Genomic DNA, 23,757 nt, shown 5'->3' with positions numbered 1-23,757 from the left:
AGAGTGGGAGGGCGGCTCTGCCGTCGGTTCGACACTTCGACGAAGGCGCCGACAGGCGCCCTACTCTGGCAGTGCGCCGCACTGCTTCGCCCGGTAAACCGGCCTCCCACGACAATAAGCCGCAAGTGTGGAGAGTGATTCTTATGCGTGATCGCCTAGGCCTCCGGGTTCAAGACGTGAGCCAAAGGAAGGTGGCATAATGTCGGCCGTTTCAAACTGCGAGGAAGGACCCGATGCTCAAGTGGCTCGCCATCGCCCTGCTGTTGCTGCTGGCCCTGCTGCAGTACCGGCTGTGGTTCGGCGACGGCGGCGTTCAGGAGCTGCGTCAGATTCGTGAGCGGGTGGCGGCACTGGACGAGGCGAACAAGCCCCTGCGCGACCGCAATGCCCGGCTGGCCGCCGAGGTGGTGGACCTCAAGACCGGGCTCGACGCCATCGAGGAGCGGGCGCGCAGCGATATCGGCATGGTGCGCACCGACGAGCATTTCTACTGGGTGCCCGGCGCGGTGCTCGAGGCCAGCGGGTTTGCGGGGGAGCGCACCGCCGCGTCGCCCGCCGCGGAGGGGGGCGGCCATGAGTGAGTCGCTGTGGCTGGTGGTCCCCGCCGCGGGCCAGGGGCGGCGTATGGGCGCGGCACGGCCCAAGCAGTACCTGCCCCTGGCCGGCCGTCCGGTGATGGCCCACACCCTGGCACGGCTGCATGCGGCCCTGCCCGAGGCGCGGCTCTGCCTCTGCCTGGATCCGGACGATGCCCACTTCGACCCCGCCTGGGTGCCCTTCGCCGACTGGCGGCGGGTGGCCGGCGGGGCCGAGCGGGTCGACTCGGTGGCCAATGCCCTGGCCGCTATCGCCGGCGAGGCGGCCCAGGACGACCTGGTGCTGGTCCACGACGTGGCCCGCCCCTGCGTTACCCCTGCCGATCTCGAGCGGCTCTGCGAGGCGCTTCGCGGCGACCCCGCGGGCGGCCTGCTGGCCGCACCGGTGGCCGATACCATGAAGCGCGACGACGGCGCCGGGCGGGTCGCGGCCACCGAGCCCCGGGCCGGGCTGTGGCACGCCCTGACCCCCCAGGGGTTTCGCTTCGGGCTGCTGCGCCGTGCCCTGGCGGCGGCGGCCGAGGCCGGGGTCTCGGTGACCGACGAGGCCTCGGCGGTGGAATCGCTGGGAGTGGCGCCGCGGCTGGTAGCCGGGCGCCGCGACAACCTCAAGATCACCCATCCTGAAGACCTGGCGCTGGCCGAGCAGATCCTGGTTGCCCAGTGCGCCGACCCCACCACCCACCCGGGCCGCGGCGCAACGCGGCCCGGCCGGCAGAGGCCCTGACATGCTGCGAATCGGCCACGGTTTCGACGTGCACCGCTTCGGCGACGGCGACCACCTGATGATCGGCGGCGTCGCCATTCCCTTCGCGCGCGGCTTCGTCGCCCACTCCGACGGCGACGTACTGCTGCATGCAGTCTGCGACGCCCTGCTCGGCGCCTGTGCGCTGGGCGATATCGGCCGCCACTTCCCCGACACCGACCCGGCCTGGGCCGGCGCCGATAGCCGCGTCCTGCTGCGCCAGGTGATGGCCCTGGTCAGGGAGGCCGGCTACCGGGTCGGCAACCTGGACGCCACGGTGATCGCCCAGGCGCCCAAGCTGGCCCCCCATATCGACGCCATGGCGGCCACCATCGCCGAGGAGCTCGACGTTGCGCCCGGCGCGGTCAACGTCAAGGCCACCACCAGCGAGCGGCTGGGCTTCACCGGCCGCGGCGAGGGCATCGCCGCCGAGGCGGTGGTGCTGCTGACCGCTGGCGCCGCCGAGGGGCCCGACGGTGACTGAGGCGGCGAGGGACGACATCGCCTGGCCACCGGCCTGGCCTCGCGCGCTGGACGCCGCCTTCGGCGCACCCTGGCCGGGCGAGTACCGCGCCTGTGCCGAGGACTTCGTGGTCGAGGAGTGCCTCGACTTCGCCCCGGAAGGGCAGGGCGAGCACCTCTGGCTGTGGATCGAGAAGCGCGAGCTCACCACCCTGGAGGCGGTGCACCTGTTGGCCCGGCTGTGCGAGGTCTCGCCCCGGGCGGTGGGCTACTCCGGCATGAAGGATCGCATCGCCGTGACCCGCCAGTGGCTCTCGGTGCAGCTGCCGGGGCGCGAAGCGCCCGCCGGCCTGGCCGAGGCGCTGGCCGAGGGCGGCGTGACCCTGCTGGAAAGCGCCCGCCACCCGCGCAAGCTCAAGCGCGGCGTGCATCGCGCCAATCGCTTCTCGCTGGTGATTCGCGGCGCGGCCCTGGACGACCCCCGGCTGGAGGCGCGCTGGGCCTGGCTGTGCGCCCACGGCGTGCCCAACGCCTTCGGGCCCCAGCGCTTCGGCCCCCAGGGGCGCAACCTGGCCCGCGCCCGTGCCGTGCTGGCGCGGGGCTGGCGCAAGCGCGACGACCGCCAGGGCATGCTGCTCTCCGCCGCCCGCAGCTACCTGTTCAACGAGCTGCTGGCCAGGCGGCTGGACGACGGCAGCTGGAACGCCCTGGTGCCCGGCGAGGTGGCCATCCTCGACGGCACCGCCAGCCAGTTCGTCGTCGAAGACGTCGACGCGGCGCTGGTCGAGCGCGCCGAGCGGCTCGACCTGCATCCCAGTGGCGTCCTGTGGGGCAGCGGCGACTCCCTGGCCGACGGGGCGGCGGCGAGCCACGAGCAGGCCCTGCGTGCGCGCCATCCGGCGCTGTGCGAGGGGCTGGAGCGTGCCGGCGTGCGCCTGGCCCGCCGCGCCCTGCGCCTGCGCCTGGCCGAGCCCCGGCTCAGCCGCGAGGCCGAGGGCCTGCGGCTCGATTTCCATCTGCCCCGCGGCGGCTTCGCCACGGCGGTGCTGCGCGAGCTGATCGATCACCCGACCCTGAACTTCGAGCCGGCGTCGCCGGCCTCGTGAGGAGACCTCCATGCGCCGACTGCTGCTATCCAACGATGACGGCGTGCATGCGCCGGGCCTGCGCGCCCTGTTCGATGCCTTGACCCCCCATGCCAGGCTGCGCGTGGTGGCGCCGGATCGCGACCGCAGCGGCGCCAGCAACTCGCTGACGCTCTCCCGGCCGCTCTCGCTGACCGCGCTGGACAGCGGCTTCTACTGCGTCGACGGCACGCCGGCCGACTGCGTCTACCTGGGCGTCAACGGCGTCTGGGACGAGAAGCCCGACCTGGTGATCTCGGGAATCAACCACGGCGGCAACCTGGGCGACGACGTGCTCTACTCCGGTACCGTGGCGGCGGCCATGGAGGGGCGCAACCTGGGCATGCCGGCGATCGCCATGTCGCTGACCGGGACGCGCCACTTCGACACCGCCGGGCGCGTGGCGGCGAGCCTGGTGGGCGCGGCCGATCAGCTCTCGCTGCCGCCGCGCAGCCTGCTCAACGTCAACGTGCCGGATCTTCCCTGGGACGAGATCCAGGGCTTTCGCGTCACCCGGCTGGGCTACCGCGGGCCCGCCGAGCGCCCCATGGAGGTGCGTGACCCGCGCGGCCGGCGCCGCTACTGGATTGCGGCGGTGGGTCTCAACGCCGATGATGGGCCGGATACCGACTTCGCCGCCGTAGAGGCGGGCTATGTATCGATCACGCCGCTGCAGACCGACCTGACCCGGCGCGGCGCCATCGAGGATGTAAAGGGCTGGCTGGATGCACTCACCTGATACCTTGCCCGACCTGTTGCGCGGGGTCGGCATGACATCGCAGCGCACGCGCGACCGCATGGCGGCTCGGCTGGCCCGCCAGGGCATCGAGGATGCCCGGGTGCTCAGCGTCATGGCCGCCGAGCCGCGCCACCTGTTTCTCGACGAGGCGCTCGCGCACCGCGCCTACGAGGACACCTCGCTGCCCATCGGCCACGGCCAGACCCTCTCCCAGCCGTGGATGGTGGCGCGCATGACCGAGCTGGTGCTGCGCGAATCCCCCCGGCGGGTGCTGGAGATCGGCACCGGTTCGGGCTACCAGACGTTGATCCTGGCGCGGCTGGTGCCGGAACTCTACTCCCTGGAGCGAATCAATGCCCTGCACCATCGGGCCGCGTCGCGGCTGCGCCTGCTGGGAGCGTCCCAGGCGCAGCTGCGCCTGGCCGACGGCGGTCACGGCTGGCCGGAGGCGGCGCCGTTCGAGGTCATTCTGCTCACCGCCTGCGCTGGCGAGCTGCCCGAGGCGCTTTTGTGTCAGCTCGCCGAGGGCGGGGTGATGATTCTGCCGCTGGCGGACGCCGACGGGGAGCAGTGGCTGACCCGGGTGCGTCGCCAGGGCGACCAACATGAAGTCCAGCGGCTGGAGAAGGTTCGCTTCGTGCCGCTGCTGCAAGGAGTCATTCGTTGAAGCCACATTTTAGCGTGTTCCTCAAGGGCGCGGGCATGGGCGCCGCCGATGCGGTGCCCGGTGTGTCCGGCGGCACCATCGCCTTCGTCACCGGCATCTACGAGGAGCTCATCCACACCATCAAGCAGTTTGGTCCCAGCGCTTTCACCGCCTGGCGTCGCGGCGGCCTGGCGCAGCTTGCCGCCCACCTCAACCTGACCTTCCTGATCCCGCTGCTGGTCGGCATCCTCGCCAGCCTGATCAGCGTGGCCCACCTGGTGGTGTGGCTGATGGACGACCATCCGCTGCTGCTCAACGGCTTCTTCTTCGGCTTGGTGGCAGCCTCGGCCCTGGTGGTTAGCCGCCACCTCGACGACTGGAAACTGTGGCACGTGCTGCCGCTGGTGGGGGGGCTGCTGCTGGCCCACTGGCTGCCCTCGCTGATGCCGCTGATCACCCTGATGGGCAGCCCCTCGCTGATGCTTGTCGTGGGCGGCGCCATCGCCATCAGCGCCATGCTGCTGCCGGGGGTTTCCGGCAGCTTCCTGCTGCTGACCATGGGGCTCTACGGCCCCGTGATGAACGCCATTCGCGAGTTCAACCTGGAGCTGCTGGCGATCTTCGCGGTGGGCTGCGCGATCGGTCTGGCCGGCTTTTCGCGGCTGCTCTCCTGGCTGCTGCGCCGCTTCCATACCGCCACCCTGCAGCTGCTGCTCGGCTTCATTCTCGGCTCGCTGCCGGTACTCTGGCCATGGCGCGAACTGGTGCGCTATCAGCTGGGGCCGGAGGGCCAGATGATCCCTCTCGACTACCGCTACCTGCTGCCGTCAGACTATGCGGTTCTGACCGACCAGTCCGGTCTGCTGCTGCCGGTGCTGACCGCCATGCTGGTCGGGGCCGCGTTGGTCCTGACCCTGAGCCACTACCAGGGGAGCAGGCCGACCGCTGCGGCGGCGCCGTCCCCCTCGCCCGGCTCTCGAATGACACCCGACAAGGAGGATGGTCCCCATGCGTAAGGTGTTTCTGGTTTCCGCCATCGCGCTGGCGATGGCCGGCTGTGCGGCCCAGGAGGAGCGTTCCGCGCCGCAGGTCCGGGACCTCTCCGCCAGCCGCGAACGCGCGCCCGACAGCCACTACACCGTCGAGGCCGGCGACACCCTCTACGGCATCGCCTGGCGCCACGACATGGACTACCGCGATCTGGCCCAGCTCAACCAGATCAGCCCGCCCTACCGCATCCACCCGGGCCAGCAGCTGCGCCTGAGCCGGGAGGCCGGCGCGCCCTCATCCCGCCCGGCGGAGGCGAGCGGCCGCGACCGGCAGGTAGCCACCGCCACGCCGCTGGGCGAGGCACCGGCCGACTCGGCCGACACCGACTGGCTGCAGCCCGACGATGCCGCCATCGAGCGCAGCCGGCGCCTTACCGCCGAGCCGCTGACCCCGGACGACTCGGGGCCCAGCCAGGTGGCCGTGGAGGGCGCCGAACAGCTGGCCGCCGCATCCCCCCAGCCGGAGCCCGACCCCGAGCCCCAGCCTGAACCGCAGCCCGAGCCCGAGCCGGAACCCGAGCCGGAACCCGAGCCGGCAGCCGAACCCCAGCCGGAGGTGGGCACCGAGGTGGCCGGGGCCCCGGAGCGGCAGCCGGATCGCAGCGACCGCAGCTACACGCCGGTGGCCGAGGTCGAGTGGCAGTGGCCGGCGGACGGCGACATCGTTGGGCGTTTCGGCGAGGGCGGAAGCATCACCGCCGGCATTGATATCGCCGGGCAAAAGGGGCAACCTGTCAGGGCAGCCGGGCCGGGGATCGTGGTCTATGCCGGCAGCGGGGTGAGGGGCTACGGCAACCTGATCCTGCTCAAGCACAACGACCAGTACCTGAGCGCCTACGCCCATAACGACAGCCTCAGGGTCACCGAGAACGACGTGGTCGAGGCCGGCGAGGTCATCGCCACCATGGGCGACAGCGACGCTGAAGACGTCAGGCTGCACTTCGAGGTGCGCCGGGATGGCCAGCCTCAGGATCCCCTGAACTATCTTCCGGAACGATAGGGCTGCCGGAGCGTTCGCCGCGGCTTCGGCCCTCCGGGTAGTCTCGGCGGCGGACGAGATCGACACAATAACAACAGCCGGCGTTGCCACTGATGTCGAGGCCATGCCGGTATCCAGGACGCAACCATGGGGTAGCCACCGATGAGTATGCTTGAACGGAACCTTCAGGACGTGAGTCTCGACGATGCCACCGAGACCGACGATGGCCTCGATCGTGATGCGGCGGTTGAGGACGAAGACGAGGAGAGCGCGGTTCGCGACGAGGACGCCTTCGAGAAGGCACTGAGCCGCGAGGATCGCCACTACCACCATAGCCTGGACGCCACCCAGATCTATCTCAACGAGATCGGCTTCTCGCCGCTGCTGACGCCCGAAGAGGAGGTTCATTACGGCCGCCTGGCGCAGCAGGGCGACCCCGCCGGTCGCGCGCGGATGATCGAGTCCAACCTTCGCCTGGTGGTCAAGATCGCCCGGCGCTATCTCAACCGCGGGCTGACCCTGCTCGATCTGATCGAGGAGGGCAACCTGGGGCTGATTCGCGCGGTGGAGAAGTTCGACCCCGAGCGCGGCTTCCGCTTCTCCACCTACGCCACCTGGTGGATTCGTCAGACCATCGAACGGGCGCTGATGAACCAGACGCGCACCATTCGTCTGCCCATCCACGTGGTCAAGGAGCTCAACATCTACCTGCGGGCGGCCCGCGAGCTGACCCAGAAGCTCGATCACGAGGCCTCCGCCGAGGAGATCGCCGACTACCTCGACAAGCCGGTGGAAACCGTCAAGAAGATGATGGGGCTCAACGAGCGGGTCTCCTCGGTGGACTACCCGGTGGGCGGCGAGAGCGACAAGCCGCTGATCGAGACCCTGGCCGACGACAACGAGCAGGGCCCCGAGTCGTCGCTGGTCGACGTCGACGTCAAGCAGCACGTCGACGACTGGCTCGCCGAGCTCACCGAGAAACAGATGGAAGTGGTGGTGCGCCGCTTCGGCCTGCGTGGCCATGAGGCTGCCACCCTCGAAGAGGTCGGCGACGAGATCGGCCTGACCCGCGAGCGGGTACGCCAGATCCAGGTCGAGGCGCTCAAGAAGCTGCGCCGCGTGCTGGAGAAGCAGGGGCTCTCGCTGGACGCCATCTTCGAGTAGCGCCTGGGCTGGGCCTAAAAATGACTCTTCGCATACTGGCGTGAATGGGCCTGTGGGAGGGACGGTTCGACGTCTCGACTTCAGCTCGCGAAGCAGCGCGCAGCGCTGCCGGAAGATACCGGGGCGCCTGCGGCGCCTTCGCCCGGTAAACCGGCCTCCCACAACTGAGCGCGCTTTTGCCGCTGTGGTAGGGAGCTTTAGCTCGCGAAGTAGCGCGCAGCGCTACCGGAAGATACCGGGGCGCCTGCGGCGCCTTCGCCCGGTGAACCGGCCTCCCACAGCTGAGCGCGCTTTTGCCGCTGTGGGAGGGAGCTTTAGCTCGCGAAGCAGCGCGCAGCGCTGCCGGAAGATACCGGGGCGCCTGCGGCGCCTTCGCCCGGTGAACCGGCCTCCCACAACTGAGCGCGCTTTTGCCGCTGTGGGAGGGAGCTTTAGCTCGCGAAGTAGCGCGCAGCGCTACCGGAAGATACCGGGGCGCCTGCGGCGCCTTCGCCCGGTGAACCGGCCTCCCACAGCTGAGCGCGCTTTTGCCGCTGTGGGAGGGAGCTTTAGCTCGCGAAGTAGCGCGCTAACGTGCGATGAACCAAAAATTAGGGGGCCATCAGGCGTCAGGCATCCGCCTGAGGCCACTCAGGCATCCGCTTGCCGCTACAGGGAATTGTCGAACATGCCACGCTTCAGCTCTCACCCCTCTCACCGCCGGCGCTGGCTGGTTGGGCTCGCCACCCTGGCGATGGCCGGCAGCGTCCAGGCCACCGACCTCTGGACCATCACCCGCGACGCCCTGGACAACGATGCCGATCTGGCCGCCGCCCGCGCCGGCTTCCAGGCCACCGAGGCGGCCCGCGACGTCCAGCGCGGCTCGCTGCTGCCCCAGGTCTCGGCCGGCGGCAATCTCGCCCACTCGCGCCTCTACAGCAACCAGGCCACGGCCGTACCGAGCGGTCAGCCCGGCGCGACGGTCGACAGCGACGACAACGTCACCAGCATCGGCCTTAGCCTGGAGGCCGAGCAGGCGCTCTACGACCCCACCCGGCGCGCCCAGCTGGCGCAGGCCGAGCGCGAGATCGAGCGCGAGACCCTGTCGCTGAACGTGGCCGAGCAGGCGCTGCTGTTCGAGGTGGCCGAGGCCTACTTCGAGATCCTGCGCGCCCACGACATCCTCGCCGCGCGCCGCTCCCAGGAGACGGCCATCGAGCGCCAGCTGGAGCAGGCCCGGGAGCGCTTCGAGGTGGGGCTGATCGCCATCACCGACGTGCACGAGGCCCAGGCCTCCTTTGACCTGGCCCGCGCCCAGCGCATCGCCGCGGAAAGCGCCATGCAGGTCAGCTTCGAGGCCCTGGAGCGGCTCACCGGCCAGCGCTACGAGAGCATCGACGCCCTGGCCGAGGAGATTCCCATCGAGGCGCCGACCCCGGTCGATCGCGACGACTGGGTAACGCTCGCGCTGGACAACAGCCCCATGCTGCAGATGGCCGAGGCCGGCATCGAGGTGGCGCGCAGCCAGCTGGACATCTCCCGCGCCGGCCAGCAGCCGGTGCTCTCCGCCTTCGCCAGCTACAACTGGTCCGAAAGCGATCGCAGCGGCCCCTCCGAGCGTTCCGAAAGCCAGGTCGGGCTACGCGCCAGCCTGCCGCTCTATACCGGCGGCTCGACCCAGGCGCAGATTCGCCAGAGCGGCTTCGCCCTGGAGGTCAGTCAGTACGATTTCGAGGCCCAGCGTCGCGACACCATCCAGCAGGTGCGCTCGCTGTTCACCCGGGTCAGCAACGACGTGGAAACGGTCGAGGCGCGCCGCCAGGCGATCGTCTCCAACCAGAGCGCCCTGGAGGCGACCCGCTCCGGCTACGAGGTGGGGACGCGCAATATCGTCGACGTGCTCAACGCCGAGCGCAATCTCTTCAATGCCATTGCCGATCACGCCGAGGCGCGCTACGACTACGTGCTCGGGCTGCTGCAGCTGCAGCAGCAGGCCGGCCTGCTGGGGCCCGAGGCGGTTCGTGCGGTCAACGACTGGCTGACCCCCGAAGGGGCCGTCTCCCTGGAGCTGCCCGACGTGGGCAACGACGACCCGGTGATGAACATCGGCGAACGCCCCAGGGCGCCATCCTGATAAACGCCTGCATGGCAGCGCATATTCAATAATTCACGCTGAAAACCATCGAATATACGGTGGTTTTCTTCGTGATATTGGCTTCTGTCTTGTCGATAATTTCGGCTCTTTACACATTGGCGTGAAGCCGTGCTGCACCGCCGTGTCTCGACCCCGACCCCATGCCTTCAGGAGGACGCCATGGCCCGGCCGCTGGTTGCCGATATCGACCTTGACGCCCTGCGTCACAACTACCGCCTGGCGCGTGGCCTGGCGCCGCACAGCCGCGCCGTGGCGGTGATCAAGGCTGACGGCTACGGCCACGGCGCGTTGGCCTGCGCCCGGGCCCTGGAGGCCCAGCCCCCCGAAGCGTGCCCCCCGGCCTTCGCCGTGGCCTGCCTGGAGGAGGCCGAAACCCTGCGCGAAGGGGGCGTGCGCACGCCCATCGTGCTGCTGGAGGGCATCTTCGAGGCCGCCGAGCTGGCCCGGGTCGAGGCGCTGGGGCTGTGGATGGCGGTGCACAGCGACTGGCAGGTCGAGGCCCTGCTGGCCTACCGCCCGGCGCGGCCGATCCCGGTGTGGCTCAAGGTCGACTCCGGCATGCACCGGCTGGGCTTCTCCCCCGAGGTGGCGGTCGGTGTCTGGCAGCGTCTGGCCGCCGCCCCCGACTGCGCCACCGACCTTCAGCTGATGAGCCACTTCGCCACCGCCGACGCCGTGGAGGCGGACTACTTTCGCCGCCAGCTGGCGCGCATGCAGGCCCTCGGCGAACGGCTGGGGGCGCCGTTGTGCCTGGCCAACTCCCCGGCCACCCTGGCCTGGCCCGACGCCCACGGCGCCTGGGTGCGTCCCGGGGTGATGCTCTACGGCAGCGACCCCCTGGAAGTGGCCAGCGAGGCCAGCCGCCGGCTGCAGCCGGTGATGACGCTGCGCTCGGAGATCATCGCCGTGCGCGAGCTGGAGGCGGGCGAGCCGGTGGGCTACGCGGGGCGTTGGCGCGCTCCCCGCCGCTCACGCATCGGCGTGGTGGCGGCAGGCTACGGCGATGGCTACGACCGCCACGCCGTGGACGGCACCCCGGTGCTGGTGGCCGGGCGACGCACCGCCATCGCCGGCAAGGTCTCCATGGACATGCTCACCGTGGACCTCACCGAGATCCCCGAGGCCGAGATCGGCAGCGAAGTGGTGCTGTGGGGGCGGGCGGCCAGCGGCGAGGTGCTCAGCGTGGATGAGGTCGCCCGCCACTGCGACACCATCAGCTATACGCTGCTCACCGGAATCCTGCCCCGCGTGCCCCGGCGCTACTCTCCTTAACGGGGTAGTTATCGCCAGCCTCGCCAACGCCGCCGGGAGGCTGACGCCTCCAGTCGCGAGCTGAAGCTGCTCCTACATTAGAAAGTTTCGGCTGTAGGAGCGCCGCTCTGCGTCGCGACTGGCGCCGCCAGGCGCCCCGGCGGAGGCACCGGCGTCGGCATTGATCGCCAGCGCAGGCAACACCGCCGGGAGGCTTCGCCTCCAGCCGCTAGCTAAAGCTTCTCCTACATTAGAAAGTTTCGGCTTTAGGAGCGCCTCTCTGCGTCACGACTGGCGCCGCCAGGCGCCCTGGCGGAGGCACCGGCGTTGGCATTGATCGCCAGCGCAGGCAACACCGCCGGGAGGCTTCGCCTCCAGTCGCGAGCTGAAGCTTCTCCTACATTAGAAAGTTCCGGCTGTAGGAGCGCCGCTTTGCGTCGCGACTGGCGCCGCCAGGCGCCCTGGCGGAGGTGCCGGCGTTGGCATTGGTCGCCAGCGCAGGCAACACCGTCGGGAGGCTTCGCCTCCAGTCGCTAGCTAAAGCTGCTCCTACATTAGAAAGTTCCGGTTGTAGGAGCGCCTCTCTGCGTCGCGACTGGCGCCGCCAGGCGCCCTGGCGGAGGTGCCGGCGTTGGCATTGGACGCCAGCGCAGGCAACACCGTCGGGAGGCTTCGCCTCCAGTCGCTAGCTAAAGCTGCTCCTACATTAGAAAGTTTCGTCTGTAGGAGCGCCGCTTTGCGTCGCGACTGGCGCCGCCAGGCGCCCCGGCGGAGGCCGCCGCGGCCCCCTGCCTTCAGCAAGGCCGGGCATCGCGGTATGATGCGCCTTTTGACCGAAGGGAACTCGCATGCCCAAGCGCAACTGGCCCGCCTCCTTCGCCCATCCCCGCTACTGGCCCGCCTGGCTCGGCATCGGCTGCATGCGGGTCGGCGCCTGGCTGCCGTGGCGGCTCAAGCTGGCCGTGGGGCGCGGCATCGGGCTGTTCGCCTGGTGCGTCGCCCGGCGGCGGCGGCATATCACCGATACCAACCTGCGGCTCTGCTTTCCGGAACTGGATGAGACACAGCGCCGTCGCCTGGTGCGCGAGGCCTTTATCGCCAACGGTATCGGCATTCTGGAGACCGCCACCGGCTGGTGCCGCGACCCCGAGCACCTGCGCCATCGGGTCACCTACAAGGGCCAGCACCATCTCGCCGAGGCTCATGCCCGGGGCAAGGGGGTGCTGGTGGTGGGCATCCACTTCTCCACCCTGGACCTGGGCGGAGCGCTGCACTCGCTCTACTTCCCCTCCGACGTGGTCTACCGCCCCCACAACAACCCGCTGTTCGACCGCTTCATGACCCGGGCGCGCTCGCATATCTTCGGCCAGGCCATCGACCGCCACGACCTGCGCGGCGTGGTGCGCCGCATCAAGGAGGGGCATATCGTCTGGTACGCGCCGGATCAGGACTACGGCCGCGAGGTCAGCGTCTTCGCCCCCTTCTTCGGCATCCCGACCGCTTCGATCCGCCTCACCGCCAAGATTGCCCGCATGACCGGGGCGCCGGTGGTGCCGCTGATGTTTCACCGCAACCCGGACAACCGCACCTATACCATCGAGTGCCATCCGCCCTTCGAGGACTTCCCCAGCGGCGACGAGGTGGCCGACGCCGCCCGGGTCAACGCCTATGTCGAAACGGCCATCCGCAAGCACCCCGAGCAGTACATGTGGCTGCATCGCCGCTTCAAGACCCGGCCCGAGGGCGATCCCGGTTTCTACTGAAGCGGCGCTTCAGGAGAAACCGGGCCGGGAGCTGTAAGCGTTAAGCCGTAAGCCATAAGCCGTAAGCCGTAAGCCGTAAGCCGTAAGCCGTAAGCCGTAAGCCGTAAGCCATAAGAAAACCCCACTAACCTTCTCGGTTGTGGGGTGTTCTCTTACAGCTTAAAGCTTACAGCTGGCAGCTGGCGCGCAGCGCCCTAGGCGTCGATGCGCTTGTACTTCATGCGGTGCGGGGTATCGTTGCCCACCCGCTTCTTGTGGTCCGCCTCGTAGTCGGTGTAGTTGCCCTCGAAGAACTCCACGTGGGAGTCGCCTTCAAACGCCAGGATATGGGTGGCGATGCGGTCGAGGAACCAGCGGTCGTGGGAGATCACCAGGGCGCAGCCGGGGAAGGCCAGCAGCGCCTCTTCCAGTGCCCGCAGGGTCTCGATGTCCAGGTCGTTGGAGGGCTCGTCGAGCAGCAGCACGTTGGCACCCTGCTTCAGGGTCTGGGCCAGCTGCAGGCGGCCGCGTTCCCCGCCGGAGAGGTCCTTGAGGAACTTCTGCTGGTCGTTGCCCTTGAAGTTGAAGCGCCCGACATAGGCCCGCGAGGAGACCTCGTAGCCGTTGATGTTGAGCATGTCCTGGCCGTCGGATACCGCTTCCCACACCGTCTGCTTGTCGTCCAGGGCGTCACGCAGCTGCTCCACATAGGCGATGTCGACGGTCTCGCCGATCACCACCTCGCCGCCATCCGGCTGCTCCTGGCCGTTGATCAGCTTGAACAGCGTCGACTTGCCCGCGCCGTTGCCGCCGACGATGCCGACGATGGCGCCCTTGGGCACGCTGAAGCTGAGATCCTCGTAGAGCAGCTTGTCGTCGAAGCGCTTGGAGACGCCGTTGAACTCGATCACCTTGTCGCCCAGGCGCGGGCCAGGCGGAATGTAGATCTCGTTGGTCTCGTTGCGCTTCTGGAAGTCGCCGGACTGCATCTCCTCGAAGCGGTTCAGGCGCGCCTTGCTCTTGGCCTGGCGGCCCTTGGCGTTGGAGCGCACCCACTCCAGCTCGTGCTTGATCGCCTTCTGGCGCGAGGCCTCCTGCTTGGCCTCCTGCTCCAGGCGCTTCTCCTTGGATTCCAGCCAGGCGGAGTAGTTGCCCTCGAAGGGGATGCCCTGGCCGCGGTCGAGCTCGAGGATCCAGCCGGCCACGTTGTCGAGGAAGTAGCGGTCGTGGGTGATCGCCACCACGGTGCCGGAATAGTCGTGCAGGAAGCGCTCCAGCCAGGCCACCGACTCGGCGTCCAGGTGGTTGGTGGGCTCGTCGAGCAGCAGCATGTCGGGGCTGGAGAGCAGCAGCCGGCACAGCGCCACGCGGCGGCGCTCGCCGCCGGAGAGATGGCCGACCCGGGCCTCCCAGGGCGGCAGCCGCAGCGCCTCGGCGGCGACTTCCAGCTTGCGCTCCAGGTTGTGGGCGTCGGCGGCCTCGATGATGTTCTCGAGCCGCGCCTGCTCGCTGGCCAGGGCGTCGAAGTCGGCGTCCGGCTCGGCGTAGGCGGCATAGACGGCGTCGAGCTTCTCCTGGGCGGCCTTGATCTCGCCCAGCGCCTCTTCCACCGTCTCGCGGACGTTCTTGTCGTCCTCGAGCTCGGGCTCCTGGGGCAGGTAGCCGACGTTGAGCCCCGGCATCGGGCGCGCCTCGCCCTCGAACTCGGTATCGACGCCGGCCATGATGCGCAGCAGGGTCGACTTGCCCGCGCCGTTGAGGCCCAGCACGCCGATCTTGGCGCCGGGGAAGAAGGAGAGCGAGATATCCTTGAGGATCTGCTTCTTGGGGGGCACGACCTTGCCCACCCGATTCATGGTGTAGACGTATTGCGCCATGGAATTCCACTGGGTTGAGGATTTCAGTGGCCACGATGATAGAGCCCAGGCAGGGGAAAGGCTAGGCCCTGGGGTCAGGAGGCGAGGCTCGAGGTTCGAGGTTCGAGGAAAACAGCATTGCTCGCCCCTCGCCCCTCGCCCCTCGCCCCTCGCCCCTTACTCTTCCTCGTCCAGGGCCCAGTCGTCCTCGATGGCGCGCCTCAGGCGACGCTCTTCCAGCAGCGCTTCGACGCGGCGACGGGCGCGCAGGGTCTCGGCACGGCTGGAGGGGCGGGGGCGGGTGTAGTCTTCGTCGTTGACGGCCTCGAAGACGTCCTGATCGTCGTCGAGCGAGTCATCCAGAAGGGGTTTGCGGCTCATGCGATGTCCTCCCATGGCCATGGCCGACCGCTCTGGCGGTCGCGGCATCACAGTTTCGCCTCGTGTCCGAAGCGACGGACCGGAAGCGCCATGGCGCCGCGCGGCGGCACCTGACGGCTATATAAAGCGGGAGGCCGCGAACTGCAATACCCCGGGGCGACTTTTTTGGGGCTTCGCACTTTCGCGTGAAAATGTTTGGCAGGTTTTTCGGTGGGAGGCCGCGGTTCGACGTCTCGACTCTGCCGGCGGTTCGACGCTTCGACGAAGGCGCCCCTTGGGTAGCGCTGCGCGCTACTTCGCGAGCTGAAGCTCCCTCCCACCTCCCACAACGCCACTTCACGCCAGTCTGCGATGAACCACTTTTGTCGGGTGGGGCGGTACTCGGCGCTTAGCTCAGGCCGTGCTCGGCCTTCAGCCGCTCCAGCTCCTGCTGCGCCTCGACCCGCTCGGTGACGTCCTTCTGCACGCCGATATAGTAGGTCAGCTTGTCGTTTTCATCGTACATCGGGGTGATCGACAGCTCGTTCCAGAACAGCGTGCCGTCCTTGCGGTAGTTGCGCAGCACCTCGCGGCAGGGGCGGCCTTCGGCGAGGGCCTTGCGGATGTTGTCGAGGGCCGGCTGGTCGCGATCCTCGTTCTGCAGGAAGCGGCAGTCCCGATAGAGGATCTCGTCGGCACTGTAGCCTGTCAGGCGCTCGAACCCCTGATTCACGTAGATCAGGATGTTCTCGTCGCCCTCCTGCTCGGCGACCACGATGCCGTCTTCCGAGGCGTCGATGATGCGCTCGAGCAGTTCCGGGCTGATCAGTGGGGATCGTTTCATACTAGGTGTTCCTGTCGCGGTTCCTGGCATACGGGCGTGCCGCAGCGGTTCGTTTCCATGCTATATCATGGCCAGCCGGCGGCGCGTTGACAATCACAACGCGCCGCGACTACTCCACTTCCGGCAGCTGCTGGGCGCTGGCGGCGGCGGCCAGCGCCATGACCGCCAGCACCACCAGCAGGGCGGCGGCCCCCAGCCACTGGGCCAGGGCGCCCACCGCGCCCCCCACCACCAGCATCAGCACCCCGGTCAGGGAGTTGGAGAGGGCCACGTAGAGTGCGCGCTTGTCGCTGCCGGCCATGTCAACCACATAGGTCTTGCGCCCCAGTCGCACCCCGGCATGCACCACCACCAGCAGCGCATAGACCAGCGCGTAGGGCCACACGGTGGCGCTCCAGGTCCCCGGCAGCCAGGCGAAGGCGGCGCCCAGCAGGCAGCAGGCCGCCGCCCCCAGGCCGGCGTCGCGCATCACGCGGCGGCTGGAGGCATCGGCGCGCTTGCCCCAGATGGGGCTCGCCAGCATGCCCGCCACCCCCGAGACCACGATCAGGATGCCCAGCCCGCCCAGCTCGGCGCCGCTCTGCTGCTGGCCCAGCAGCGCCACATAGGGCAGCGCCAGGGCGCTGGCCAGCAGCAGCGCCCGCGACAGGTTGAAATGCAGGAAGGTGCGGTCGTCGCGCAGCAGGCGCAGCCCCAGCTTGACGCTCTCCCAGGCGTTCTCGCCGCCTTCCACGGCGCCGGGCGCCTCGGCAATACGCGCCGCGCACAGGGCGTTGAGTGCCCAGCCAAGGGCCGCCACGCCGAGCAGCACCGCCAGGGCCAGCTCCCCGGGGCGGTCGTCGAAGAGCATCAGCACCGCCCCGGCGGCCAGCGTTACCGCCCCCGCCACGCTGCCGCTCCAGCCCATTAGGTTGCCGCGGCGCCGCTTGGCGATGGTCTTGCCCAGTACGTCCTTGGTGGCGATCGAGGAGATCCCGCGGGCCAGGGAGAGCAGCACCAGCGCCGCCAGCACCAGACCGCCGCCGACACCGCCGCTGCCCATGAGGGCCAGCAGCGCCAGAGCCGCCGCCGCCAGCGCCTGCAGCAGGCCACCCACCACCCAGGCCCACTTGCGCTGCGGCTTGAGGCGGATGAAACCGGCCACGAACAGCTGCGGCAGCAGCGCGCCGGCCTCGCGGATCGGCACCAGCAGGCCGACCATCCACAGCGGGGCGCCGATCACCCCCAGCAGCCAGGGCAGCACCAGCCGGGCGCTGGACAGCTCGTCGGCCAGCTTGTTGCCCAGCGAGGCGAACAGGTGCAGAAAGAAGTTGCGCGGCTGCTCGTCGCAGGCCTCGTCGGGGATGTCCTTGCACATGCGGCTGTCGTCGTCGCCGGTCAGCCATTCATAGAGGCGGGACTGGCTGATATCGGGTTCGGCCATGCGGGGTCCTTGGCTGGTATCATCAAAGGAACCATTGTTGCGACGGAAAGGGCCTATGTCACGGATTCGTATCCACTACTGCACCCAGTGCCAGTGGCTGCTGCGCAGCGCCTGGCTGGCCCAGGAGCTGCTCTCCACCTTCGGCGAGTCGCTCGATGAGGTTGCCCTGGTGCCCTCCCACGGCGGCTATTTCGAGATCTTCTACGACGACGAATCGATCTGGGAGCGCAAGCGCGACGGCGGCTTCCCCGACAGCAAGGTGCTCAAGCGCAAGGTTCGCGACCGCCTCGACCCCGAACGCGACCTGGGGCATGTCGATCGTTAGCGGGGAGGGAGATATACCATGATCAAGCCAAGTATCAGCGGGAGAGCGCCATGAGACTGTCAGACCAGCAGATCGAGGCGATCAAGGAAGTCGTGGCCGAGGTGCTGGGCCCCGATGCCCGGGTCTACCTGTTTGGCTCGCGGGTCGACGACAGCCGGCGCGGCGGCGATATCGACCTCTATATCGAGGTCCATGCCTCGCCCATGCCCTCCTGGCTGGATGCCAAGGTGGCGCTGCAGCGCCGCCTCTGGGAGCGGTTGGGAGCGCGACGTATCGACCTGCTGATCCGCAGCGATGACCAGCCGCTGCGGCCCATTCATCGCGACGCCTTGCAACAGGGAGTGCGCCTGTGACCTCCACACCGGAAAAGATTCTTCTCGATCAGCTGGAAGTGGCAGCGCGAATGGCGCAGCACCTGGATTTCCAGCGTCGCCATATCGCACGTTAGACAGGGGAAAGCATGACACAGGATCGTCAGGCGATGCTCTTCGGACTGGGCGCGGTGGCGCTCTGGTCTACGGTGGCCACCGCCTTCAAGGTGGCGCTGGGCTACATGTCGCCGCTGGCGCTGATGTGGCTCGCCTCGCTGGTCTCCTGGGCGCTGATCGGCGCGCTGGTGGTGCGCCAGGGGCTCGCCGGCCAGGCGCTTAGGCAGGGCTGGCGCACCGCCGCCTGGGCCGGGCTGATGAACCCGGTGGCCTACTACCTGCTGCTGTTCGGCGCCTACGACCGCCTGCCGGGGCAGGAGGCCATGGCCCTCAACTACACCTGGGCGCTGGCCATGGCGCTGCTGGCCGTGCCGATCCTCGGGCAGCGCCTCACCCGCATCGATGTCCTGGCCGGGCTGATCGCCTACTCGGGCGTCTGGGTGATCGCCACCCGCGGTGCCGTCCTGGATGTCGCCTTCGCCGACCCCCTGGGGGTGGGGCTGGCCCTGGCCTCGACGCTGATCTGGGCGCTCTACTGGCTGCTCAACGCCCGCGATCACCGCCCGCCGCTGGTGGCCCAGTGGCAGAACTTCAGCGTCGGGGTACCGGTGCTCACGCTGCTGCTGCTGGCCGGCCCGGGCTTTCCGTGGCCCGGCTGGGCGGGGCTCACCGCCGGCATCTACGTGGGGCTGTTCGAGATGGGCATCGCCTTCGTGCTGTGGCAGCTCGCCGTGCACCGGGTGTCGCGCACCGCCAAGGTCTCCAATCTGATCTTCCTCTCGCCGCCGGTGTCGCTGCTGCTGCTCTTCTTTATCGTCGGCGAGCCGATCCTGCCCTCCACCCTGGTGGGGCTGGTACTGATCCTCGGCGGGCTGGGCCTGCAGCAGCGCCAGAAGAGCCCGGCGCCGGCGGCTCAGGTTGAATGATCGTGTTCGCTGGACAGTCTCTGTTGATCCCGCTGCCACTCTTGCCGAGACCGCAGTTTGGCCATGAACTCATCAGGGGTCATGCTCTTGCCGGCTGCTCGGCTCTCTTCGCCTAGCTGTAGCAGTTCCAGCAAGGCTTCAGCCTGTTCCTTACGTTCCTGCTTGTCCCAATCTGGATTACCCATGGTTCATCTCCTCTATCATGGGTTTCAGTTTAGGCCAGACGTTATCGAGGATGATCGGCTGGGCCTCGGCGGTGGGGTGGATGCCGTCGGACTGCATCAGCCCCTCCTCCAGGGCCACGCCGTCGAGCAGGAAGGGCACCAGCGCCACCTCGTAGGCCTCGGCGAGCTCGAAGAAGACCCCGGTGAAGGCGTCGCGGTAGGCCTGGCCGTAGTTGGGCGGAATATCGATGCCCAGCAGCAGCACCTCGGCCTCGGCTTCGAGGCTCGCCTCGATCATGCGGGTCATGTTGGCCCGGAACTGGCCCGGCGGCAGGCCGCGCAGGCCGTCGTTGCCGCCCAGCTCGAGCAGAACAATGTCCGGCTCGTGCTGTCCGATTAGCTCGGGAAGCCGGCTGGCACCGCCGCTCGAGGTCTCGCCGCTGATGCTGGCGTTGACGACGCTGGCCTTTCCGTCGAGTCGCGCTTCCAGCAAACTGACCCAGCCCTGCTGCTGCTCGATGCCGTAGGCGGCGCTCAGGCTGTCGCCCATCACCAGCAGCCGCGGGCGATCGTCCGCCACGGCTACCAGCGCGGCCAGCCACAGCGCGGCACCGGCCATGATGGCCAGGCCAAGCCGGCGATATGTCACCATCCAACCTCTGGGGAAGCCCTTCACCATGTCCCACTCCTCGACTCGTGATGCTGTTTCGACGCCCGATGCCCCGGCAGCGGGGGAGATCAGGCCGATTCTACACGCCGAGCGGCTGGTCAAGCAGGTCACCAGCGGCGAACGGCAGCTCACCATTCTGAGTGGTCTGGACATGACGGTGTTCCCCGGCGAGAGCGTGGCGATCCTCGGCCAGAGCGGCGCCGGCAAGTCGACCCTGCTGGGGCTGCTGGCCGGCCTCGACCAGCCCAGCGGCGGCACCCTGGCGCTGTTCGGCCAGTCGCTGGGCGATCTGGACGAGGACGGCCGGGCCCAGCTGCGCGCCGGTCGGGTGGGCTTCGTGTTCCAGAACTTCCAGCTGCTGCCGACCCTCACCGCCCTGGAGAACGTGCTGCTGCCGCTGGAACTCTCGCCGCTGCCGGACACCGCCACCCGGGCCCGCGACTGGCTGACCCGGGTGGGCCTGGCCGAGCGCCTCGACCACCTGCCCAAGCAGCTCTCCGGCGGCGAGCAGCAGCGGGTGGCCCTGGCCCGCGCCTTCGTCACCGGCGCCGAGCTGGTGTTCGCCGACGAGCCCACCGGCAACCTGGACCAGGCCACCGGGGCGCGCATCATCGACCTGCTGTTCGCGCTCAATCGCGAGGCCGGTACCACCCTGGTGCTGGTGACCCACGACCACGCCCTGGCCCGGCGCTGCGACCGCTGCCTGTCGCTCGAGAACGGGCGTCTGAGCGAGATGCGTCTGGACGAGGTGAGCGCATGAGCCAGGCCGCCGCCCATCCCACCCCCGAGGCCCGGGGCGCGGCGGGGCGCACCCTGCGCCTCTCGGCCCGGGGCCTCTTGCGCGACCTGCGCGCCAGCGACGTGCGGGCGCTATTCCTGGCGCTGGCCCTGGCGGTGGCCGCCTCCACCATGATCGGCTTCTTCCTCGACCGCCTGGACCGCGGCCTGACCCGCCAGGCCGGTCAGCTGCTGGGCGGCGACCTGGTGCTGGAGCAGAGCCGCCCCTTCGAGGCCGAGCTGCGCCGCACCCTGGCGCAAGCGGGCCTCGAGCTCAGCGACCAGACCGGCATGGTCACCATGGTCAGCTTCGACGACGCCTTCCACCCCGCCAGCCTCAAGGCGGTGGACGGACGCTACCCGCTCTACGGCGAGGTGCTGGTGGACCTGGGGCAGGGCGAGGAGAGCGTCCCCCATGGCCCCGCCCCCGGCGAGGCCTGGCTGGCCCCGCGCCTGGCGCTGCTGCTGGAGGCCGAGCTCGGCGACCGGGTGCAGGTGGGGGAGGTGGCGCTCACCGTGGCCGGCCTGATCGAGCGCGAGCCCGACCAGCAGGGCGGCTTCGGCAACTTCAACCCGCGGCTGATGATGCACGCCGACGACCTGGAGGCGAGCAACCTGGTCCAGGACGGCTCCCGGGTCAGCCATACGCTGCTCGGCGCCGGCGAGCCCGCCGCCCTGGACGCCCTGGCCCCGCGGCTGCGCGAGCTGGCCCGGGACGGCGTGGAGGTGCGCGACGTGCGCCGCGACCGGCCTCAACTGGGCAACGCCCTGGAGCGCGCCGAGAAGTACCTGAGCCTGGCCGGGCTGGCGGCGGTGCTGCTGGCCGGGGTGGCGGTGGCCATGGCCACCCGCCGCTACGTGGACCGCCACCTGGACACCGCGGCGCTGCTGCGCTGCTTCGGCGCCACCCAGCGCGAGCTCACGCGGCTGTTCGCCCTGCAGCTGCTGTGGCTGGCGCTGGCCGCCTCGCTGCTGGGCGCCGTCCTGGGGCTGGTCGGCCAGGCGCTGCTGCTGCGCCTGCTCACCGCCTTTCTGCCGCTGACCCTGCCGCCGCCGGGCATGCTGCCCCTGGCGCTGGGCGTACTCACCGCCCTGGCGGTGCTGGTGGGCTTCGCCGGGCCCACCCTGCTGCGGCTCAAGCGGGTCAGCGCCCTCAAGGTGCTGCGCCGCGAGCTCGACCCGTTGCCGGCCTCCGCCTGGCTGGTGGTGGCCGTGGCCAGTCTGGTGTTCGGCGGCCTGCTGTGGCTCTACTCCGGCGATCTCGGGCTGGCCGCGGCGCTGCTGGTCGGTGGCCTGGCGATGCTGGTGGTGCTGTGGGGGCTGGGGGCGCTGCTGCTCGCCGGGGTGCTGCGCCTCGCCGCCCGGCTGCCCCGTGCCGAAGGCGGGCGCGGCGAGGTCTACCAGGCGCTGCGCCTGGGCGGGCGCCAGCTGGCGCGGCGGCGCAGCGCCAGCCTCGGCCAGCTGCTGGCCTTCGCGGTGACCTTCTTCGCCATGGCGATGATCGCCATGGTGCGCGGCGACCTGCTCACCACCTGGCAGGCCCAGCTGCCCGAGGACACCCCCAACTACTTCGCCATCAATATCCAGCCCGCCGAGCGCGACCCCTTCATCGCCGCCCTGGAGGACGCCGCCGACGACCGCACCGCCCTCTATCCCATGGTGCGCGGGCGCATCAGCGCCATCAACGACCAGCCGCCCCGGGAGGCGGTGCCGGTGGAGTCCCGCGGTGACAACGCCCTGCGCCGCGAGCTCAACCTCACCTGGCAGGCCGAGCTGCCCGAGGGCAATCGCCTGGTGGCCGGTGAGTGGTTCGATGCCCTGGACGACGGCGCCTTCGCCAACGGCGAGCGGGTGCCGATCTCCATGGAGGATGGCCTGGCGGCGCGCTTCGGCCTGTCGCTTGGCGACACCCTCACCTTCGCCATCGGCGGCCAGGAGATCGTCGGCGAGCTCACCAGCCTGCGCAACCTGGACTGGGACAGCTTCCGGCCCAACTTCTACGTGGTCTTCCCGCCCGAGGTGCTGGAGCGCTTCGGCCACAGCTATATCACCGCCTTCCATCTGGAGGCCGACCAGAGCGACACCCTGCGCCGCCTGGTGCGCGACTTCCCCGGGGTCTCGCTGCTCAACGTGGACGCCATCCTCGGCCAGGTGCGCGAGGTGCTCACCCAGGTCACCCGGGCGGTGGAGCTGGTGCTCGGCTTCGTGCTGCTGGCCGGCGTCAGCGTGCTCTATGCGGCGCTCACCGCCAGCCGCCCCCAGCGCGCCCACGAGAGCGGCCTGCTGCGGGTGTTCGGCGCCGGCAACCGGCTGATCTCGCGGGTCCAGGGGGCGGAGTTCGCCATCCTCGGCCTCGCCAGCGGGCTGATGGGGGCGCTGCTCGCCGAGCTCGCCACCGCCGGCATCTATATCGCCTGGCTCGACCTGGCGCCGCGCCCGCACCCCTGGCTATGGCTCGTCCTGCCGCTGGGCGGCGCGCTGCTCATCGGCACCATCGGCCACCTGCTCTCCCGCGGCCTGCGCCGCCAGGCCCCCACCGCCAGCCTGGGGCTGCTGGGGGAGGCGTGATTCGGGGGAGTGGAGCAAGGCCGTGTTGTGGGAGGCCGGCTGTTGTGGGAGGCCGGCTCCGCCGGGCGAAGGCGCCGCAGGCGCCCCGGTGTGGCAGGCGCCCCTTAGGTAGCGCTTCGCGCTACTTCGTCGAAGCGTCGAACCGGAGCTGAAGCGCCCTCCCGCGGTGCCGCCTGCTGACTGTTGTGGGAGGCCGGCTCTGCCGGGCGAAGGCGCCGCAGGCGCCCCGGTGTGGCAGGCGCCCCCTGGGCAGTGCTGCGCACTGCTTCGCGCGCTGAAGCGCCCTCCCACGAAGGCGCCGCAGGCGCTCCGGTTGGCAGCACTGGCTCAGAGCCAAATAGCATTCCAGTAAGGATAGTTGCCAATGTCTTTGACCAAGCCAGCGCGTAACGGATTGGCCACGATGTATCGAGCAACCTGCCTTAAGTCGTCGTCATCACGAAGGGCATGATCGTGGAAACCATCCTGCCAGAGTCGAGTGCCCACGCTGAGGGATACCTTGGCCTTGTAGAGCCTCACGGCCTGTGACAGGTCTCCTTCTAGTCGCAACAACCAGTGAATGTGGTCCGGCATCACGACAAAGCTCAAAGTTTGTCCATGCCGCTCCACTGCCTCGGCATAGAATTGTTGGCATGCTGAACAGGCAGGTTGGAATTCTGCAAAATAGGGTTGGCGTTTTCGAGTCACGATGGTGATGAGATAGTCATGTCCGGGCAGTGATCGTCGCCCAAGCCGGAGGCTCTGGCTGTTGAACATCGCGTTTCATCCTTGAAGACGTTTGGTCT

At 69.3% G+C, this 23,757-nt stretch carries 24 protein-coding genes; 17 read left to right on the top strand and 7 right to left on the bottom strand.

Translation table 11 applies throughout. The annotated features are described in order from the left end of the window. Nucleotides 1-233 precede the first annotated feature (233 nt). The 12 genes from ftsB to lpxL all read left to right on the top strand — a co-directional run bounded on the left by ftsB (nt 234) and on the right by lpxL (nt 12,652). Nucleotides 234-581, top strand: coding sequence for a cell division protein FtsB (ftsB, locus tag ACZIYR_RS14395; RefSeq protein ID WP_483527166.1), 348 nt, complete (start codon nt 234-236; stop codon nt 579-581). After that, the gene (gene ispD, locus ACZIYR_RS14390) at nt 574-1,323 is read left to right on the top strand and encodes a 2-C-methyl-D-erythritol 4-phosphate cytidylyltransferase (RefSeq protein ID WP_483527165.1); all 750 of its coding nucleotides are present in this window, start codon (nt 574-576) and stop codon (nt 1,321-1,323) included. Before ftsB ends, ispD begins: the two co-directional genes overlap by 8 nt. Before the next feature lies 1 nt (nt 1,324). Beyond that, complete coding sequence (gene ispF, locus ACZIYR_RS14385; protein ID WP_473034435.1) at nt 1,325-1,825, top strand: 2-C-methyl-D-erythritol 2,4-cyclodiphosphate synthase; 501 nt, start codon at nt 1,325-1,327, stop codon at nt 1,823-1,825. Continuing rightward, complete coding sequence (gene truD, locus ACZIYR_RS14380) at nt 1,818-2,909, top strand: tRNA pseudouridine(13) synthase TruD (RefSeq protein ID WP_483527164.1); 1,092 nt, start codon at nt 1,818-1,820, stop codon at nt 2,907-2,909. The genes ispF and truD overlap by 8 nt, the downstream gene beginning before the upstream one ends. Before the next feature lie 10 nt (nt 2,910-2,919). After that, nucleotides 2,920-3,666, top strand: coding sequence for a 5'/3'-nucleotidase SurE (gene surE, locus ACZIYR_RS14375; protein WP_473034432.1), 747 nt, complete (start codon nt 2,920-2,922; stop codon nt 3,664-3,666). After that, on the top strand, nt 3,653-4,333 hold the full coding sequence (locus tag ACZIYR_RS14370; protein ID WP_473034431.1) for a protein-L-isoaspartate(D-aspartate) O-methyltransferase: 681 nt from the start codon (nt 3,653-3,655) through the stop codon (nt 4,331-4,333). The genes surE and ACZIYR_RS14370 overlap by 14 nt, the downstream gene beginning before the upstream one ends. Next, on the top strand, nt 4,330-5,328 hold the full coding sequence (locus tag ACZIYR_RS14365) for a DUF368 domain-containing protein (RefSeq protein WP_483527163.1): 999 nt from the start codon (nt 4,330-4,332) through the stop codon (nt 5,326-5,328). The genes ACZIYR_RS14370 and ACZIYR_RS14365 overlap by 4 nt, the downstream gene beginning before the upstream one ends. Beyond that, nucleotides 5,321-6,361 (top strand): peptidoglycan DD-metalloendopeptidase family protein, encoded by a 1,041-nt coding sequence (locus ACZIYR_RS14360; protein WP_483527162.1) that lies wholly within the window; start codon nt 5,321-5,323, stop codon nt 6,359-6,361. Before ACZIYR_RS14365 ends, ACZIYR_RS14360 begins: the two co-directional genes overlap by 8 nt. Before the next feature lie 147 nt (nt 6,362-6,508). Beyond that, nucleotides 6,509-7,504 (top strand): RNA polymerase sigma factor RpoS, encoded by a 996-nt coding sequence (rpoS, locus tag ACZIYR_RS14355; RefSeq protein WP_473035068.1) that lies wholly within the window; start codon nt 6,509-6,511, stop codon nt 7,502-7,504. 667 nt (nt 7,505-8,171) lie between these two features. Then, nucleotides 8,172-9,617 (top strand): TolC family outer membrane protein, encoded by a 1,446-nt coding sequence (locus ACZIYR_RS14350; RefSeq protein ID WP_483527161.1) that lies wholly within the window; start codon nt 8,172-8,174, stop codon nt 9,615-9,617. A gap of 180 nt (nt 9,618-9,797) precedes the next feature. Continuing rightward, the gene (gene alr, locus ACZIYR_RS14345; protein WP_483527160.1) at nt 9,798-10,910 is read left to right on the top strand and encodes an alanine racemase; all 1,113 of its coding nucleotides are present in this window, start codon (nt 9,798-9,800) and stop codon (nt 10,908-10,910) included. Between the two features lie 827 nt (nt 10,911-11,737). Continuing rightward, the gene (lpxL, locus tag ACZIYR_RS14340) at nt 11,738-12,652 is read left to right on the top strand and encodes an LpxL/LpxP family Kdo(2)-lipid IV(A) lauroyl/palmitoleoyl acyltransferase (protein ID WP_483527159.1); all 915 of its coding nucleotides are present in this window, start codon (nt 11,738-11,740) and stop codon (nt 12,650-12,652) included. Between the two features lie 194 nt (nt 12,653-12,846). On the opposite strand, the gene ettA is transcribed toward lpxL, so the two are convergent. From ettA to ACZIYR_RS14320, 4 genes are all read right to left on the bottom strand, one after another. After that, a complete protein-coding gene (gene ettA / locus ACZIYR_RS14335; RefSeq protein WP_473034428.1) occupies nt 12,847-14,508 on the bottom strand; it encodes an energy-dependent translational throttle protein EttA in 1,662 nt (553 codons plus the stop codon). A gap of 156 nt (nt 14,509-14,664) precedes the next feature. Then, a complete protein-coding gene (locus tag ACZIYR_RS14330; protein ID WP_483527158.1) occupies nt 14,665-14,868 on the bottom strand; it encodes a PA3496 family putative envelope integrity protein in 204 nt (67 codons plus the stop codon). A 388-nt stretch (nt 14,869-15,256) separates the two neighbouring features. Then, complete coding sequence (locus tag ACZIYR_RS14325) at nt 15,257-15,691, bottom strand: PAS domain S-box protein (RefSeq protein WP_483527157.1); 435 nt, start codon at nt 15,689-15,691, stop codon at nt 15,257-15,259. A 109-nt stretch (nt 15,692-15,800) separates the two neighbouring features. Continuing rightward, nucleotides 15,801-17,114 (bottom strand): MFS transporter, encoded by a 1,314-nt coding sequence (locus ACZIYR_RS14320; RefSeq protein ID WP_473034425.1) that lies wholly within the window; start codon nt 17,112-17,114, stop codon nt 15,801-15,803. A 55-nt stretch (nt 17,115-17,169) separates the two neighbouring features. Here ACZIYR_RS14320 and ACZIYR_RS14315 point away from each other — a divergent pair, with 55 nt between their 5' ends. The 3 genes from ACZIYR_RS14315 (at nt 17,170) to ACZIYR_RS14305 (ending at nt 18,793) form a co-directional block, all read left to right on the top strand. Further along, nucleotides 17,170-17,439, top strand: coding sequence for an Rdx family protein (locus ACZIYR_RS14315; protein WP_473034424.1), 270 nt, complete (start codon nt 17,170-17,172; stop codon nt 17,437-17,439). 50 nt (nt 17,440-17,489) lie between these two features. Next, a complete protein-coding gene (locus ACZIYR_RS14310; RefSeq protein ID WP_473034423.1) occupies nt 17,490-17,792 on the top strand; it encodes a nucleotidyltransferase domain-containing protein in 303 nt (100 codons plus the stop codon). A gap of 107 nt (nt 17,793-17,899) precedes the next feature. Continuing rightward, nucleotides 17,900-18,793, top strand: coding sequence for a DMT family transporter (locus tag ACZIYR_RS14305; RefSeq protein ID WP_473034422.1), 894 nt, complete (start codon nt 17,900-17,902; stop codon nt 18,791-18,793). Here ACZIYR_RS14305 and ACZIYR_RS14300 read toward each other — a convergent pair. Continuing rightward, nucleotides 18,781-18,978 carry a hypothetical protein gene (locus ACZIYR_RS14300; protein ID WP_473034421.1) on the bottom strand — a complete coding sequence of 66 codons (198 nt, stop codon included), beginning with the start codon at nt 18,976-18,978 and terminating at the stop codon, nt 18,781-18,783. The genes ACZIYR_RS14305 and ACZIYR_RS14300 overlap by 13 nt on opposite strands. After that, nucleotides 18,971-19,609, bottom strand: a complete 639-nt coding sequence (locus ACZIYR_RS14295) for an arylesterase (protein ID WP_473034420.1) — start codon at nt 19,607-19,609, stop codon at nt 18,971-18,973. Before ACZIYR_RS14295 ends, ACZIYR_RS14300 begins: the two co-directional genes overlap by 8 nt. Before the next feature lie 25 nt (nt 19,610-19,634). Between ACZIYR_RS14295 and ACZIYR_RS14290 the strand changes: the two genes are divergently transcribed. Then, nucleotides 19,635-20,387: an ABC transporter ATP-binding protein gene (locus ACZIYR_RS14290; protein ID WP_483527156.1), complete on the top strand. Its 753-nt coding sequence runs from the start codon at nt 19,635-19,637 to the stop codon at nt 20,385-20,387. Then, complete coding sequence (locus tag ACZIYR_RS14285; protein ID WP_483527155.1) at nt 20,384-22,972, top strand: ABC transporter permease; 2,589 nt, start codon at nt 20,384-20,386, stop codon at nt 22,970-22,972. Before ACZIYR_RS14290 ends, ACZIYR_RS14285 begins: the two co-directional genes overlap by 4 nt. Nucleotides 22,973-23,299: 327 nt before the next feature. On the opposite strand, the gene ACZIYR_RS14280 is transcribed toward ACZIYR_RS14285, so the two are convergent. Continuing rightward, a complete protein-coding gene (locus tag ACZIYR_RS14280) occupies nt 23,300-23,728 on the bottom strand; it encodes an REP-associated tyrosine transposase (protein WP_473034419.1) in 429 nt (142 codons plus the stop codon). Nucleotides 23,729-23,757: the final 29 nt, after the last annotated feature.

The organism is Billgrantia sp. NRB1, from assembly GCF_056921725.1.
The sequence above is the reverse complement of the archived record's forward strand: the minus strand, read 5'-3'. Positions and strand labels throughout refer to the sequence as shown.

Excerpts from the sequence above, each read along its gene's own strand:
- ACZIYR_RS14350 (WP_483527161.1), top strand. The coding sequence starts at position 8,172 with ATGCCACGCTTCAGCTCTCACCCCTCTCACCGCCGGCGCTGGCTGGTT.
- ispD (WP_483527165.1), top strand. The coding sequence starts at position 574 with ATGAGTGAGTCGCTGTGGCTGGTGGTCCCCGCCGCGGGCCAGGGGCGG.
- ispF (WP_473034435.1), top strand. The coding sequence starts at position 1,325 with ATGCTGCGAATCGGCCACGGTTTCGACGTGCACCGCTTCGGCGACGGC.
- ACZIYR_RS14325 (WP_483527157.1), bottom strand. The coding sequence starts at position 15,691 with ATGAAACGATCCCCACTGATCAGCCCGGAACTGCTCGAGCGCATCATC.
- ACZIYR_RS14280 (WP_473034419.1), bottom strand. The coding sequence starts at position 23,728 with ATGTTCAACAGCCAGAGCCTCCGGCTTGGGCGACGATCACTGCCCGGA.
- ACZIYR_RS14360 (WP_483527162.1), top strand. The coding sequence starts at position 5,321 with ATGCGTAAGGTGTTTCTGGTTTCCGCCATCGCGCTGGCGATGGCCGGC.
- rpoS (WP_473035068.1), top strand. The coding sequence starts at position 6,509 with ATGCTTGAACGGAACCTTCAGGACGTGAGTCTCGACGATGCCACCGAG.
- ACZIYR_RS14290 (WP_483527156.1), top strand. The coding sequence starts at position 19,635 with ATGTCCCACTCCTCGACTCGTGATGCTGTTTCGACGCCCGATGCCCCG.
- lpxL (WP_483527159.1), top strand. The coding sequence starts at position 11,738 with ATGCCCAAGCGCAACTGGCCCGCCTCCTTCGCCCATCCCCGCTACTGG.
- ACZIYR_RS14305 (WP_473034422.1), top strand. The coding sequence starts at position 17,900 with ATGACACAGGATCGTCAGGCGATGCTCTTCGGACTGGGCGCGGTGGCG.
- ACZIYR_RS14320 (WP_473034425.1), bottom strand. The coding sequence starts at position 17,114 with ATGGCCGAACCCGATATCAGCCAGTCCCGCCTCTATGAATGGCTGACC.
- ACZIYR_RS14310 (WP_473034423.1), top strand. The coding sequence starts at position 17,490 with ATGAGACTGTCAGACCAGCAGATCGAGGCGATCAAGGAAGTCGTGGCC.
- ftsB (WP_483527166.1), top strand. The coding sequence starts at position 234 with ATGCTCAAGTGGCTCGCCATCGCCCTGCTGTTGCTGCTGGCCCTGCTG.
- ACZIYR_RS14330 (WP_483527158.1), bottom strand. The coding sequence starts at position 14,868 with ATGAGCCGCAAACCCCTTCTGGATGACTCGCTCGACGACGATCAGGAC.
- ACZIYR_RS14285 (WP_483527155.1), top strand. The coding sequence starts at position 20,384 with ATGAGCCAGGCCGCCGCCCATCCCACCCCCGAGGCCCGGGGCGCGGCG.
- ACZIYR_RS14295 (WP_473034420.1), bottom strand. The coding sequence starts at position 19,609 with ATGGTGACATATCGCCGGCTTGGCCTGGCCATCATGGCCGGTGCCGCG.
- ACZIYR_RS14370 (WP_473034431.1), top strand. The coding sequence starts at position 3,653 with ATGCACTCACCTGATACCTTGCCCGACCTGTTGCGCGGGGTCGGCATG.
- ettA (WP_473034428.1), bottom strand. The coding sequence starts at position 14,508 with ATGGCGCAATACGTCTACACCATGAATCGGGTGGGCAAGGTCGTGCCC.
- surE (WP_473034432.1), top strand. The coding sequence starts at position 2,920 with ATGCGCCGACTGCTGCTATCCAACGATGACGGCGTGCATGCGCCGGGC.
- ACZIYR_RS14300 (WP_473034421.1), bottom strand. The coding sequence starts at position 18,978 with ATGGGTAATCCAGATTGGGACAAGCAGGAACGTAAGGAACAGGCTGAA.
- alr (WP_483527160.1), top strand. The coding sequence starts at position 9,798 with ATGGCCCGGCCGCTGGTTGCCGATATCGACCTTGACGCCCTGCGTCAC.
- ACZIYR_RS14315 (WP_473034424.1), top strand. The coding sequence starts at position 17,170 with ATGTCACGGATTCGTATCCACTACTGCACCCAGTGCCAGTGGCTGCTG.